The organism is Rhizobium beringeri (assembly GCF_004306515.1).
GTDB lineage: Bacteria > Pseudomonadota > Alphaproteobacteria > Rhizobiales > Rhizobiaceae > Rhizobium > Rhizobium beringeri.
The window spans coordinates 728,677-741,898 of the sequence record NZ_SILG01000001.1 but is presented as its reverse complement, the minus strand read 5'-3'; the positions used below and the strand labels follow the sequence as shown (position 1 = coordinate 741,898).

Annotated in this window: 17 protein-coding genes and 1 pseudogene; 6 read left to right on the top strand and 12 right to left on the bottom strand. The window is 60.9% G+C overall.

Features of this window, described 5'->3' with window-relative positions:
- Positions 1–1,575, bottom strand: coding sequence for a carboxylesterase/lipase family protein (locus ELH03_RS03810; protein ID WP_130766705.1), 1,575 nt, complete (start codon positions 1,573–1,575; stop codon positions 1–3).
- 753 nt (positions 1,576–2,328) lie between these two features.
- Here ELH03_RS03810 and ELH03_RS03800 point away from each other — a divergent pair.
- Complete coding sequence (locus tag ELH03_RS03800) at positions 2,329–2,886, top strand: dihydrofolate reductase family protein (RefSeq protein WP_197729781.1); 558 nt, start codon at positions 2,329–2,331, stop codon at positions 2,884–2,886.
- Positions 2,887–3,215: 329 nt separating this feature from the next.
- Positions 3,216–3,431, top strand: a pseudogene (locus tag ELH03_RS03795) (P-loop nucleotide/nucleoside kinase family protein); the annotation flags it as partial.
- A gap of 22 nt (positions 3,432–3,453) precedes the next feature.
- On the opposite strand, the gene ELH03_RS03790 reads toward ELH03_RS03795, so the two are convergent.
- The gene (locus tag ELH03_RS03790; protein WP_130766037.1) at positions 3,454–4,116 is read right to left on the bottom strand and encodes a hypothetical protein; all 663 of its coding nucleotides are present in this window, start codon (positions 4,114–4,116) and stop codon (positions 3,454–3,456) included.
- A gap of 350 nt (positions 4,117–4,466) precedes the next feature.
- Between ELH03_RS03790 and ELH03_RS03785 the strand changes: the two genes are divergently transcribed.
- A complete protein-coding gene (locus tag ELH03_RS03785; protein ID WP_128403173.1) occupies positions 4,467–4,700 on the top strand; it encodes a hypothetical protein in 234 nt (77 codons plus the stop codon).
- Positions 4,701–4,845: 145 nt separating this feature from the next.
- Here ELH03_RS03785 and ELH03_RS03780 read toward each other — a convergent pair whose 3' ends face one another.
- Positions 4,846–5,610, bottom strand: a complete 765-nt coding sequence (locus ELH03_RS03780; RefSeq protein WP_245461722.1) for a class I SAM-dependent methyltransferase — start codon at positions 5,608–5,610, stop codon at positions 4,846–4,848.
- A 330-nt stretch (positions 5,611–5,940) separates the two neighbouring features.
- Between ELH03_RS03780 and ELH03_RS03775 the strand changes: the two genes are divergently transcribed.
- The 3 genes from ELH03_RS03775 to ELH03_RS03765 all read left to right on the top strand — a co-directional run bounded on the left by ELH03_RS03775 (position 5,941) and on the right by ELH03_RS03765 (position 9,441).
- Entirely contained in the window at positions 5,941–6,459 is a 519-nt protein-coding gene (locus ELH03_RS03775) for a P-loop nucleotide/nucleoside kinase family protein (RefSeq protein ID WP_326891174.1), read from the top strand.
- 677 nt (positions 6,460–7,136) lie between these two features.
- Positions 7,137–8,564 carry a DUF1254 domain-containing protein gene (locus tag ELH03_RS03770; protein ID WP_197729977.1) on the top strand — a complete coding sequence of 476 codons (1,428 nt, stop codon included), beginning with the start codon at positions 7,137–7,139 and terminating at the stop codon, positions 8,562–8,564.
- Between the two features lie 55 nt (positions 8,565–8,619).
- Complete coding sequence (locus tag ELH03_RS03765) at positions 8,620–9,441, top strand: aminoglycoside phosphotransferase family protein (protein ID WP_128403169.1); 822 nt, start codon at positions 8,620–8,622, stop codon at positions 9,439–9,441.
- A gap of 295 nt (positions 9,442–9,736) precedes the next feature.
- Here the strand turns inward: ELH03_RS03765 and ELH03_RS03760 are convergent, their stop codons facing one another.
- From ELH03_RS03760 to ELH03_RS03720, 9 genes are all read right to left on the bottom strand, one after another.
- Positions 9,737–10,063, bottom strand: a complete 327-nt coding sequence (locus tag ELH03_RS03760) for an NIPSNAP family protein (protein ID WP_128403168.1) — start codon at positions 10,061–10,063, stop codon at positions 9,737–9,739.
- Positions 10,064–10,285: 222 nt separating this feature from the next.
- A complete protein-coding gene (locus tag ELH03_RS03755) occupies positions 10,286–10,879 on the bottom strand; it encodes a hypothetical protein (protein ID WP_128403167.1) in 594 nt (197 codons plus the stop codon).
- Positions 10,880–10,892: 13 nt separating this feature from the next.
- The gene (locus tag ELH03_RS03750; RefSeq protein WP_128403166.1) at positions 10,893–11,090 is read right to left on the bottom strand and encodes a response regulator transcription factor; all 198 of its coding nucleotides are present in this window, start codon (positions 11,088–11,090) and stop codon (positions 10,893–10,895) included.
- The gene (locus ELH03_RS03745) at positions 11,087–11,386 is read right to left on the bottom strand and encodes a GcrA cell cycle regulator (protein ID WP_128403165.1); all 300 of its coding nucleotides are present in this window, start codon (positions 11,384–11,386) and stop codon (positions 11,087–11,089) included. The genes ELH03_RS03750 and ELH03_RS03745 overlap by 4 nt, the downstream gene beginning before the upstream one ends.
- Complete coding sequence (locus tag ELH03_RS03740; RefSeq protein WP_128403257.1) at positions 11,383–11,778, bottom strand: hypothetical protein; 396 nt, start codon at positions 11,776–11,778, stop codon at positions 11,383–11,385. The genes ELH03_RS03745 and ELH03_RS03740 overlap by 4 nt, the downstream gene beginning before the upstream one ends.
- Positions 11,744–12,109, bottom strand: coding sequence for a hypothetical protein (locus tag ELH03_RS03735; protein ID WP_128403164.1), 366 nt, complete (start codon positions 12,107–12,109; stop codon positions 11,744–11,746). Before ELH03_RS03735 ends, ELH03_RS03740 begins: the two co-directional genes overlap by 35 nt.
- A 32-nt stretch (positions 12,110–12,141) precedes the next feature.
- A complete protein-coding gene (locus ELH03_RS03730) occupies positions 12,142–12,420 on the bottom strand; it encodes a sigma-70 family RNA polymerase sigma factor (RefSeq protein WP_128403163.1) in 279 nt (92 codons plus the stop codon).
- Positions 12,421–12,659: 239 nt separating this feature from the next.
- A complete protein-coding gene (locus ELH03_RS03725) occupies positions 12,660–12,878 on the bottom strand; it encodes a hypothetical protein (RefSeq protein WP_128412540.1) in 219 nt (72 codons plus the stop codon).
- Positions 12,875–13,066, bottom strand: coding sequence for a hypothetical protein (locus tag ELH03_RS03720; RefSeq protein ID WP_028742847.1), 192 nt, complete (start codon positions 13,064–13,066; stop codon positions 12,875–12,877). The genes ELH03_RS03725 and ELH03_RS03720 overlap by 4 nt, the downstream gene beginning before the upstream one ends.
- Between the last annotated feature and the right edge of the window lie 156 nt (positions 13,067–13,222).

Here is a 13,222-nt window from a genome sequence, read left to right as displayed (position 1 = left end):
TCACTTCTTTTCCTCCCAATAGCTTTGCCAGAGGTCGAGCCTGGGTTTCAGCGTATCGGCTCCTGCTGTCACGCCGTGATTGGTGAAGTCGATGACCCTGTCGGCGAATGGGTCGTGGTGAGGCCATTTTGGCCGGGAGCCGCCATTGGGGTCACCCTTCGTTGCAAATTCGACCCAGTAGTCACTCGCCAATGTGGCCATGGCCCAATCGGCAGGTGTCACCTTGTCTTTGACAAGTGCGTTTGGAATGTTGAGCGTATATGGAATTTCGAAGCCGTGCAGAGTGCCTTTCCATGCCGGATCGTTGCGGAGAGCCTCGGCGACATAGGAGAAACGATACCACCACGTCGGCTGACCAGCGCGGATCATCTCGTCAGCGAGGTGGCGAGATGGTTCAACAAGCGTCTTGTCGGCCAAAACCTGCTGCTTCAGCTCATCGAGCGTCTGTTGGCCGGTCGGATCGTAAAGGGTGCGGGCTTCGGCCGCATGCTTCCCGAATAGTGCGAAGAGATCGTCTTTCGTCGCGGCCTCACCAAGACCGAGATCACGATCATTTGCCCCGACGATGACGGGAACCGGCGCTTGACGGCCCGCCGCAAAAGCCGCTTCCGGCGTTTCGAGCAAAAACCGTCCGTCGATCATCGCGCCGGAGACGCCGGTGACGGGCTTGCCTGTCGACATTCCCGCCAGCACCTCTTGTGCCGATGCACCTTCGGTCAGCTTTTCCGCAGGCAGCGCCCGAAGGGCGGTGAGAACGTCGGCATCGCTCCCATTGATTCCAAGGGAAGCCGCATAGTCCAACGCGGTTTTCTCTGCCTCTTTTAGAGGTGACAAAGGCGTACTCTCAGCACGCGCGGTGGGGAGACCCGGTGACTGTAGAATGGCGCCCCGGAAAAGCCCTCGTGACAACGGCGATATCATGTGCGCCATCACCGAGCCGCCACCTGCCGACTCTCCGAAGATCGTCACCTTCTTCGGATCGCCGCCGAAGGCTTCGATATTTTGCTGGACCCATTTCAAGGCTGCAAGCTGGTCCATGTAGCCATAATTGCCGACGGGCTCGTCAGGGGATTCCTTCATCAGCGCCGGATGGGCAAAGTACCCCAATCGGCCTACACGGTAGTTCATGCTGACGAACACAACTTTGCGGGCAGCCAGCTGGCCACCGGGATATTGAGTTGTGTTTCCCTGGGCAAGAGCGCCGCCATAAATCCAAACCATCACCGGGAGGGGTATTTTGGAACGCTTGGCGGGTGTCCAGACATTGAGGGTCAAACAATCCTCTGATTTCGGCAGGTCATCGGTCTGCATGCAGGACGGACCGAAATTGCGGGCATCCCTGGTCCCGCTCCATGGCTTCATTGGTCTCGGATTGCGCCATCTCAGATCACCGACCGGCGGTGCCGCATAGGGTATGCCTTTGAAGCTGACGACCGTGCCCGACCTCTCACCCTTCAGCATTCCGCTGTCGATTGTGACGGTGTCGTCTGCCGCACCTGATCGTGGCGCGAACGTCACCTGACACGATGCGACTAGCAAAAAGAGCAGGAACTTGCGACTGCCGTCCACAAACACTGCACTCTCCACCGCTAAGCTGAGACAGTTTGAAAGCAAAATACTCCCATAGAGCGGCAACGAACAGGGACCGCAGAGCGCTGATTTCGCCGCGCTTGGCGCCGGGCGTCAGGACGATCTTTTCAATAACCCCGCGCAGCGCGGAAGCGGCCTCGGCGCGGTCCTCGGGATCGTTCAACGCCTCGGTCAACCGCTCGACCTTGCGGCGGTAGAGTTCGGCGACGTTGGGGTGAACGTCGGGCACGTCGAGCGGAGCCTGGTTCAAGGCCTGCTCAATATAGCACGATATTATCGCACCCTTTCACGCATGGGCTTCAAAGCGGAAGATCTATCGCCTTCTATCTCCACAGGAGCAAAGAACTGGCGCTGGTGTGGCTTGCGCTCGCTGGGAAGCCTCCAAGCCGGCGCGATAAGTGAGCGACGCTATCGGGGGCCGATCCCGGGCGTAACGACCCGCCTATATCCTAGCTGTCTGGTCCCATTGTGTGATGGAATAGGGTTCGCTGGATATGGGGCCGGACCAAACCAGTCGGCTCGAGCATGGTTCGGCCCCTTGTGAGATAGGGCAGTACCTAAAATCGTATTCGGGATGTCGGCGTCAGCGTCGCTCGAGCGTCCTTGGGAACATCAAGACCGTCCGCCCGCGCTCTCGGCTTGCCTGAACGAGCTTTTGCATCAATAGCCCACCCGCAGAGCGAATTCCCACCGCCCCAGTTTGGAAAAAGACCAAAGGAGATAAAAGTGTCTGCATCAGTGCTCTTCATGTCCATGTCACTGGACGGGTATATCGCGGGGCCCAACGATGAAGTGGGCAATCCCGGCGGCGACGACTTTATGCGGTTGCACGAGTGGTACGGGGATTTTTCCCGACCGACCGGACCGGTCGGACAATTGTGGGACGAATGGAACGCGCCAGGTGCGATTCTGGCGGGTCGGCGAACCGTGGAGCAGGTCGATCACTGGGGCGGTGACAATCACGGTGTCTCGATCTTCGTACCCAGTCACAGGCCGCCCGGGCCATCCGTCGCGAATTATCCGTTGGTCAAATACGTGAGCGACGGGATCGCGAGCGCAATGGCGCAGGCGAAGGCCGCCGCCGGGGACCGGGACGTGTTGATGCTTGGCGCGTATACGGCGCAACGGGCGCTGGAAGCTGGCGTGCTCGACGAACTGCAAATACACCAGGTTCCAGTCTTGTTCGGATGTGGCCGCCGAATGTTCGAAGTCTTACCATCGCGCGTCGAGTTGGAGATCGTTCGGGTGATCGATACACCCGAGGCCACGCACATCCGCTACCGCGTCCGTCGCTGAGCCCGCCGACCCAGCCGTCACTCGTTTGTGGTCGCCAGCATCAAGGCACGGAGGGACCTATGGACTATCGGCTCCTATCAAGCGGCTCGACATGCCCGCCGGCTTTTCCCCGCCTGCTCGCCTCGTTCACGGAGAGGTCGTCGCGACCGCGATCACGCGCGCCGACCTCCAGGACGATGCGAGCAGATCGGAGCGCTCTCGACGCTCAAGATCGACACCAAACTTGCGCGAGCTGCCGTGAAGAAAGCGGCGAAGGCTCGGAAAGCCAAACGAACCTCGAGTGCATAAGGCTTCAGTTTCTCAGATATCACCGACGGTCGTAAGCAGGCCCCACGCTCTACCTCACTTGCGGTCTTCCCGGTTCGGGGAAGACGTCGCTTGCCAAGATCATCGAACATGAAGCATCTGCCCTCCGTCTGACCGGAGACGACTGGATGCACAAGCTTTACCCCGGCATCTCGACTCCAGAAGCCGAAACCGGTCCGTGCCGAGGGAAGGTCGAGAGCCTGCAATGGCAGATCGCCCTGCGTGCCCTCAGGCTTCGAAGACGTGGCCTGGGAACACCGTTTACTCTTCACCTGTCTTCGGAAAGAGATGAGTGACATTGGAACCAGGGGTCTGAACCCTCGCTGCGGTCTTCTTGTTGCCGTTGCTGCGTTCGCCAGCAGCTTGTACGGCCGCGGCAAATCCATCGCGCTGCCTGTAGTAGTCAGGTTTTTCCGGAAGACTGAGATCAAAATCGGCAAGCAGTCGCTCGATGAGGTCCATCGCCTTCGCCGCGATCACCGCATAACCCTCCTGGCGCCGCTCGAAAAAGCTGTCGAAGCCTGGGCTGGAGAGATCAAGGTTATCCAACGCGTTCCCAAGGTTCGTCACCCGGTTCGATAACCATAAAGCCTCATGGAAGAGCTCGTCGCCGAGGAGGCTCAGATCTTCAGCCCGTGGAAGGACAAGAACCGGATCCGCTGTGTGGAAGACGAATTCGCCTTCGTTGACTGGGTTGAACTCAGGCGTATCGTGAACGGCAGCGTATGCGGCGCCGACAAAATCGTCTAATGCCAGAGCTGTCAGCATCGCCGCGCTGCGCGCTTTGGCTTTTGGGTTCCGCGCGCGTTCAGCACTCGTCCACCGCAGTGCGCTCGGTATGATCGTGCCGGCGGCGAAACAGCCAGCCCCAATCATCGCTCCGACTAGCATGATGCCCTGAGTTGTTTCGAAGAACTGCGTCAACACTTACCTCGTAGGGTTCGAGAAGCGATTTGCATCGGTCGCACGCAGGACGGAATCAGTACCGGCTGTTGCAGTGTGCCTCGCTTGAAAGCAATTAGGAATGCTCTCCTGAAGATGAGATCTCGACAGAGTAGATTCAAGGTTTAGTCCGTATGCCCCCTCTGCCGCATGACCCGTCGTCGAGAAGCTTCCGGATGGCCGTGACGTTTCGACCGCAAACCCGGCGGCAGGGCTGCTTCTGGTGGTTCATCTTCGAAAGTGGACGAAATGTGCCAATCCATTGTTACCCATTGACCTGAACAGGTTTCACCCCAATACGGTCAGGACAGCCAGACGACAACAGGAGTGTAATGGTGAGCGAACCGACCGTAGCAGATGCAACAAACCGCATTTATGAGTCGCTCCAGGCGGACAACGCCGACATCGACGTGCATATCGCGGCCCTCAAGGCAGCGTTGACGCGGGCGGGTTTGAAAGAGGCCGTATTCGACCCGGCCAGGCTCGTGCAGAATAACCGTTCTGGCAGGAAGCGGATGGAGGCCTACTTTCGCCAGCGCGGTGTCATGGTGAAATTCGCCTCGTGAAGCCTTCCAGACGGCTGTAATCACCCTCAGTGGGGGCTGACACCACGCATTGGCGTCGCCCTGCGGATGATCGTCCAGGCGCAGACGCTGAAGAGCCGTCCAACGAAGGGCCGGGAGCCCTGCCGTAATCTGCGGGCTGCCGACGTCAGAGGGGCCGAATCCCTTCTGCCCATGACATGCCGAACCACACCGCCGAATCTGGCGCCTTGCTCCACTCGATCAAGGTGTCGAGACCTGCCGTAACCGCGTCTCGTGAAAGCCCGGTCGCCACGATGTCGTCGATCGCTTCGTCGACGATGCTCGCAATGTTACGAACCACATCCTCGAAATCGGGATCACCCGCGCAACCGCCGAAGAAGACAAGCGTGTTACGGCGAGGACGTAGGTCCGCCTGGTGAAGCAATTGCACGAGCCGACGCCCGACGATAGGGTCGTTGCAATGCCTGTCATAACTGCGCTGATACGCGTTCCAGAGCGACGAGAACCCCGGGGGTTCTGGCCATAGCCGCAGACCGTCGTAGTCGTCATCGGACAGGATCACACGGCCACCCGGCCGCACCGCGCGCGCCATGTTGCGGACGACCTGCAGCGGGTCGGGTATGTGCTCAAGGACGAAGCGCGCGTGAGCGACGTCGAACTGACCTAGTTCGTCGTCGCGAAGGGGCGGATCGAGGACGTCGCCCTGCCTCATCTCGATCATTGCGGTCTCGTCGTCGGCCGCCGCCTGGCGCAACGCCTCAGCGATCTGTTCGGGACTTCGCTCCAGCCCGAGCACCGGGACGCCGGTGACCCGTGCCATCATTCGCGAGTACTGACCAAGGCCGGCTCCGAAGTCGACGACGCGTTCACCGGCGGCGAGCTGCGCGGCATCGATGCACCGCTCGTTGAGCCGCCTGTTCAGTGCGGTCAACCGCTGTTGCTCTGCCTCGCTCGATCCATGCGTGTAGTGAGATGATGACATTCGCTGCCCCCGCTGAATGGCGCGACAACGGTGCCAGAATTCGGGCGGGAGTCAATTCGGGCGGGAGTCAATGAGGTCGACTGGAGATACCACAAAGCAGCCAGTGGATTAGACGATCTCACCTGTGAGCTCACCCATGCGCTCCGTCTTGACCCCGAAACAGAGCGGTCCTACAAGATCGACTATGGCAACACACCTCTGATTGGCCGCGCCTTGCGGCCTTGAGCGAAGCGCAGTCCTGCACGACACCGCGGGGCCACTTCCACTTGCCAAGCCAGAATCAGAGATTTTCCAATGCCCACGCTCTACCTCACTTGCGGTCTTCCCGGCTCGGGTAAGACGTCGCTCGCCAAGATAATCGAACATGAAGCATCTGCCCTCCGTCTGACCGGAGACGACTGGATGCACAGGCTTTACCCCGGCATCTCTACTCCGGAAGCCGAAACTGGTCCGTGCCGAGGGAGAGTCGAGAGCCTGCAATGGCAGATCGCCCTGCGTGCCATCAGGCTTCAGTGTAACGTTGTCGTGGATTGGGGAGTGTGGTCACGGGCAGAACGCGACACCTGCCGGGAGGAAGCTCGCGCAGCTGGTGCCCGCGTCGTCCTCTGCTTCCTCGACGTTCCCCTTGATGAGCTTTGGGACCGGGTCTCCCGGCGAAACGCCGCGCTTCCAGCCGGGACGTTCGACATCTCGCGGGCGGACTTGCTTAGGTGGTCGAAGCTGTTCGAGCCGCCAACCGCCGAGGAGTTGGCGCTTTACGATCGGCAAACCCATACAGCCATCACCGCCCTTACATGAAGCGCCACAGCGCTGGGGTAATCTCAGTCTGCGTGGTAGGCGGGTCCGGACCAGCTCGCTCGTGAGGACAGCCAGCCACCCCAACTCGGTCATTCCGCATTCATAGGGTCACGGCCTACCTCCTTCGAGGTAATTGCAACTTTCGGTAAAGGCACTATGGTCCGAGGTAGCAGTGCCGGTCATGGCGTTCATCGTCCATCACCGTGACTTGATCGACCGTGCTCCCCTGCGGGCCGTCCTGGCAGCGCAGAAGAGTGCCCTGCAGCGCCATCATCCGGTTGCGGCGGGCCCGGCACGGAGGAGCGGGCTCGGCTGGAAGAAGGGCAACCGGCGCTTCTTCTCGACGATGCCGGTGGCAATAGCTGGATCATGGAGGGGTTCCAGCTGAAGCCTCAGCACACGCTCGAAGAGTTCACTGCCGCAGCAGCCAGCAACTTCAAAAGTCTCCCGCCAAGCTGGACGTTCCGGATCAAAACGCTGGAGCAAGACATGACCGAGGTGCCGGAAAATGGGGTGCCACGATCATGTCGGACGAATTTTTCAACGTCCGTGGCAAGACCGGTCCGGGGATGAGCGAATAACAGCCCTGGCCGTCAATACGCCTCAGCATCTCACCGCCGCTTACGTGAACCGCCGCCCTAGGCTTCGAACCGACTGTTGTCGATGAGGACATGATGATGATCAAACGTGCAATATCGCTCACGGTAGGACTTGTTGTCGGTCTTTCCCTTTCAGAGGCCGCTTTTGCTCAGGAGGCGATTTCGGAGCAGGAGGCGCATAACATCGGTGTGGATGCCTACGTCTACTTTTATCCGCTGCTGTCGATGGACATCACCCGGAAGCAATTCACCAACGTCGAGCCCGGCAAGGAGTTTGGCAAAGGGCCGATGAATATGTTCGTGAATGTTCCGGAATATCCTCCCGCCGATTTCAAAGGCGTCGTGCGTTCGAATTTCGATACGCTTTACTCCATTGCTTGGCTGGACCTTACCAAGGAGCCGCTGATCATTTCCGCGCCGGATACGGCCGGACGCTATTATCTCCTGCCGATGCTCGACATGTGGACGGATGTCTTTGCATCGCCGGGCTGGCGGACGACGGGAACGGCTGCAGGGCAGTTTCTCGTCACGCCGCCCGGTTGGACGGGGACGGTTCCGGACGGCGTCACGCGGCTTGCCGCGCCGACCCCTTATGTCTGGGTCATCGGACGCACCAAGACGGACGGACCTTCGGATTACGCTGCCGTGCATGCTATTCAAGCAGGCTACACGGTCACGCCGCTGTCTGACTGGGGCAAGGCGGCCCAGCCGGTCACGGCCAAGATCGACCCGAGCGTCGATATGAAAACGCCGCCGAAGATTCAAGTCGATACCATGGCGGCTGCGACATACTTCACCTACGCTGCCGAACTGCTGAAGCTGCACCCGCCCCACATGACCGACCAGCCGATCATCGCCCGGATGAAACGCATCGGTATCGAGCCCGGCAAGAGCTTCGACTTCGATAAGCTCGCCCCCACCGTCAAGAAGGCGCTGGAAGATGTGCCCGAAGCAGCCCAGCAGCTGATGGCGTGGGAGTTGTCGACCCTTTCGCGCGTTGCGAATGGCTGGTCGATGAATACCGACACCATGGGCGTCTACGGAAATTACTACCTGAAGCGGGCGATCGTCACCCAAGTCGGGCTCGGCGCCAACCTTCCTGAAGACGCGATCTACCCGCTGAACCTCGCCGACGAAACCGGCAAGCCGCTCGATGGCGCAAACAAATATGTGATTCATTTCGAGAAGGGAGCAACGCCGCCCGTGAACGCTTTCTGGTCGATCACCCTCTACGACGCGGAAGGTTTCCAGGTAGCAAGCGTGCTCAACCGGTTTGCGGCCAGCAGCTGGATGCCGTTCAAGATCAATGCCGACGGCTCTCTCGACATCTATTTCCAGAACGAAAGCCCCGGCAAAGACAAGGAAGCCAACTGGCTGCCCGCACCCAAGGGGGCGTTCAACCTGACCATGCGTCTCTACAGCCCAAAGGCCGAAGCCCTCACCGGCAAATGGAATCCCCCTCCGATCACCAAGGTCCAGGGATTGCCGAGCCTAACCGCTGAGTGAGGGGCCTGTATCTTGTCCGTTGACCCGTCGGTTCGCCCGCGCCTAAGCTAGTGGAATGGACGAGCCAGAAATTCCTCTGACCGGCGGCACGGATTCGAACGTCGTGCGCATAGGCGAAACGGTGCGGCGCGGCGGACGTGCGTGGTCTCCCGCCGTTCTCGACCTGTTGCGGCACGTCGAGCGCCAGGGATATGATGGGTCCCCGCGTGCGCTCGGGCTGGATGAGCAGGGACGGGAAGTCCTCACCTATATCGACGGTGAAGTCGGCAACGGCGAAGGTTTCCTTCCCGATAAAGGCGGCCGCTTTGACCTCCGTCTCCCGGATTATGTCTGGCGCGATAACGTCCTCGAGCGCCTGGGACAATTGCTGCGTTCCTACCACGATGCTGCAGCCAGCTTCTTATGGAAAGATCGCGAATGGCGACTTGACGCCCGCCACCCTGTTGAAACGGTCTGCCACAATGACTTGACGCCGTGGAATACGGTCTTTCAAGCAGGGCTCCCCGTGGCTTTCATCGATTGGGACGCGGCAGCGCCGGGACCGCGCGCCTGGGACCTTGGCTTTGTTGCCTGGCGTTGGGTGCCGTTCTGGCATGACGAGAAATGCGAGGCGCATGGCTTGCAAACGGGCGTCCGCGAGAAAGCCCGGCGCTTTCAATTGTTGCTCGATGCCTACGGGATAACGCCCGAGATCGGCATCATGCAGGCCGGAATCGAACGGGTTCGGCAAATGCAGCAACATATGCGCAACCTTGCTGCAGCGGGTTCTGCATGGGAGATGGAATTGGCCAGCCGTGGTGTGCTTGACGAGGGGATGCTTGAGGTCGCCTGGATGGAAAAGCATGCGATGGACCTGATCCAGCGCCCACGCGGATGAGCGTCGGGGCGAGCAGCTCCGGCGTCACCCGCCCCTCGCCCCGCCGCAAGGCCCTGCTCGCCCACGAGAACAGCGGCGGCGGCATCTGGTGCGGGCGCGCTTTCGCTCTCCGAAGCCACTGAGATCTGACCTAAGCGATTTTGCCGACGGTGATGAAGAGCCGTCGGCGAAGCGCCCCATTCCGGCCGTTCGGGCAGCGTTGGCGATATCCTAAGAGCTGCCGTTCTTCATCGCTTCCGCGGATGACCAGATCGGGTGGAATTCCGACTGGCGGCAAGCGGGGATCGGTGGTGTCTTACTTTACTGCCGAAAAGGCGGTCGGTGACAACAGCTGGCTGGAGATATTGGCGAGGATTTGCCCGTCGCGCTCTGACTCGTCGCGGGCCTTAAGCCATGCAGGATCAGTGGTGAAGGCTTTCCATTTCACCTCGCGATCAGCTAGCGATTCCCAGGCGATGAGATAGGTGAGACGCTGGCTGCTTTCGCCCACGATTGTGGTGAAGAAACCCGCCTGCTTGATGCCGTGCTTGTCCCATATTGCCAGCGTATGTTCGGCAAAGCGGTTGAGCAGCGCGGGCAATCGGCCAGGCAGGCAGTCGTAAATTCTGAGCTCGTAGATCACAGTCTTGCTTCCTTATGTCCCTTGAGAACGACATGTGTTTGGCACTTGCTCCCCTGCGCCCACAATGTCCTCAAAACTTGCAGCAACGTCAATTTCACGGTGGATCCGTCAATATCCCTATTAAAACAGGCCCTGCAGGTATGTGCGAACCGCTAATCTTCTGTCAATCCGATCGCCTGTGTTTAGGCGTGGCAATCTTGCCCCCCGGCTTGAGCCACTCCATCAACCGCCCCTCGCCCCCCGCAACGCCGTCAGCCCTCTCCGCAGCCACAAGAGCTGCTGCGGCGGCATCTGGCGCAGATGTTCGTAGTCCATCACCGTGACGTTATAGACCGTGCTCCGCACCTGCGGTCCGTCAGGGCAGCGCAGCAGGATGCCCTGTAGCGCCATCATGCGGTTGCTGGCCTTGCGGGCGCGGTCGGCGAGGGTGTCGGTGACCTCGCCTTCATGGCCTTTGACGGTAAAGAGCGATTGCGCCCTGGGGCTCGGGGCCGGGATGCCTGTGGTCTTATGGTAGCGGGCGATCGCCTCGGCATAGTCGTCGCCGGCCTGGCGCTGCTCGGCGGTGATCAGGCCGTCGAGGAACATGCGGCCGAGGGTATAGCCGGCAAAGGGGCTCTTGACCGTCTCGTCATCAACCGTCCTGTCAAAGCCGTGGATGCGGCGGCGGGCTGATATCGCCACGCTGATATTCTCCTTCTCGGTTTCGAAGGGCTTGATCTTGCCGCAGGGAAACCGCTCGACATTCTCCTTGCGCGGCCGGCCGGCGCCCTTGTTTGCCCGTTGTGTCTTCACCTTGGTGGCCTTGCCGCCCATGCTGATCGTCCTTCTATCGAATGATGCCGTTTCTGAGTGCCGCGGCGACCAGCGCCGTATCCTTGAAGACGCCGAGCCTCGCCTTGGCGTTGGCAATGTGCGTATTCACGGTGATGTGGGAGATGCCGAGAATGGTGCCGATCTCGGCTGCCGTCTTGCCTGCCGCCATCCAGTGGATGATTTCGGTTTCGCGTGGGGTGACTTTGCTCATGGCTCTGCAGGCCCGTCGATGCACGGCACGCGCGGCATCGTCACATGCGCGCCCGACACGGTCACACGCGTCACGCGGTCGGGGTGGCGGATCGGCTGGACGGGCGGGCCCGCCTTCGGCTGCGGATGCCAGGCGTCCTGCCTCGAGGGAAACCTGTCGCGGTTGCGGCACGCCATGTTGATGACGGTGTTCTTCTTCGAGCCGAAGAGGTTGGCGATCTCTCTTGCCGACAGCCCTTCCTTCCAGAGCTTTTCCGCCTTGACGATCTTGTCTTCCGTCCAAAAGGTGATGGTCATCTCAATGCCTCCTCGTATCGTGCGGCCCTTGCAATGATCGGGTTGTCGGGAAACATCTTCGCCAGCTCCCGCTTGGCGCTGCGGCTTCCATTGGCTGCGTCGCGCAGCAGCTGCATCTTGTAGGCCGGGACTTTCGGCTGCGGCGCCTCGGGCTCTGCCTCCATGCGCGGGCGGCTCTCCGCCTCGATCGCCGCCTGCTGATTGCGGCATTGCTCGGCAAAACTGGCTGAGCTCGGGGCGAAGGCGCGGTTATGATCCCTCACCTTTCCCGAAATGAAGAGTTTGGCGGCCTGCCAGACCGCCTCCAGCGGGATGCCCTCGATCGCGACGAGATAGGCGCGGATCTGCATGTCGGGATCAGTGCCTGCGGAGGCCGGGAAACCCGAAAGCATCCCAGCTATGATCTTCACCGGAGAGGAAATCTCTTGCGGCATCGACGGTCGTCCTTCTCGTGCTGCTGTTGATCGACCCGGCCTCCCTCGCCTTTTCCTTGAGGTACCAGTCGCATTTGATCGCCTGCCAGCCGCGGAAGATCTGCATCTCGGCGGCGCCGACCGGGTCGCCGGTCAGCAGATATTCCCTCGCCTGCATCCTGGCGGCATAAGCCGTCAGCGGCTTCTTCAGCGTGCGCTTGCGGTGCTCGATGATCGCTGCCGCGAGCTCCTCCCCCAGCACCGGGCTGAGGATCTCCATGATCTCCTGGCTCACTGTGTCCTTACCCATGCGATGTCCCTTTCCCGGTTGAGATGGCCTCTTCAAACCCGCAGCCTCCGTCGCCCGCCGGCAAAATTGACCGGGGCGCCGGGCCTTGCGGTGCGGCGGGGAAACCGCCGGATCTCCGAGCCGGCATGGTCCTGCTGGGCGGTGTCGCCCTTCTCGGCGCTTCGAAGCGTGTGGATCTCGGTTTCGACAGACGGCACAGACACCCCGAGGATGGCAGCGATTTCGATATAATCCCGGCCGGTGCGGAAGAGCTCGAGCGCGTTCATATCAGTGCCTTGCTGCGCCGAGGCGGCCTTGAGCTGGATGCTCATCGCTTGATCCTTCTTTCCCGCGAACGCGGTCCGCCGTTGCCGCCGAAGCGGGTGCCAACAACGTCTTTGATTTTTCACGGATGACGACCGGAGCCCCGGCTCTGGGAGCAAAGGCTCCGGTCGTCTGCCAGGCCGCCGCCTGGTCGGGCACGACATCGTCGTGCCGGGGGCACGGCATGCCGCGCCCGGGGATGCTGGCGTCGCCGAGGGAGGGCGGCGACGCCAGCCACCGATAGCCGTCAGGGAGGGGCTGGGCTATCGGGGTTGGTGATCACAAGAGCGCCGGGCGGGATCATGGTCTCGCTGATCTCTTCCGGGCGCGTCGGCCGATCGCAATTCTCGCAGTGGCGCTCGATCACCTCGGCAATCGACAGCGCCTTGCCGCAGATCGGGCAGCCGGTGTAGCGGGCGCTGCGGCGCTGGAACTCGCCGGCGGGTGTTGCGGTGGAGATGGTCATAGCGACTCCACCTCCCGGTTGGCATTCAGCACCTGCTGCAGGGCCTTGGCGAGGAAGGGGATATCCTCGTTGCGAACTGATATCGCAGACATCCGCCCTCCCCTTGGGCCTTGCGGCCGGTGAATGACGACGCCGGTCGGCATGACGTCCATGGCGAGCTTCTCTTCGCTTGAGATGGTGAACCTCATGCCATGGTCTCCCTCGCCGCGGTCTCCCTCGCCGCGGGACGCGGCGCGCAGGCCGGTAAAATCCGAAAGGCTCGCCCGTTGTTGATGATGTCGGTGTTTGTCATGGCGATTAGGGTACAATTAATACCCGTTATGTCAAGCACATTAGGGCATGAC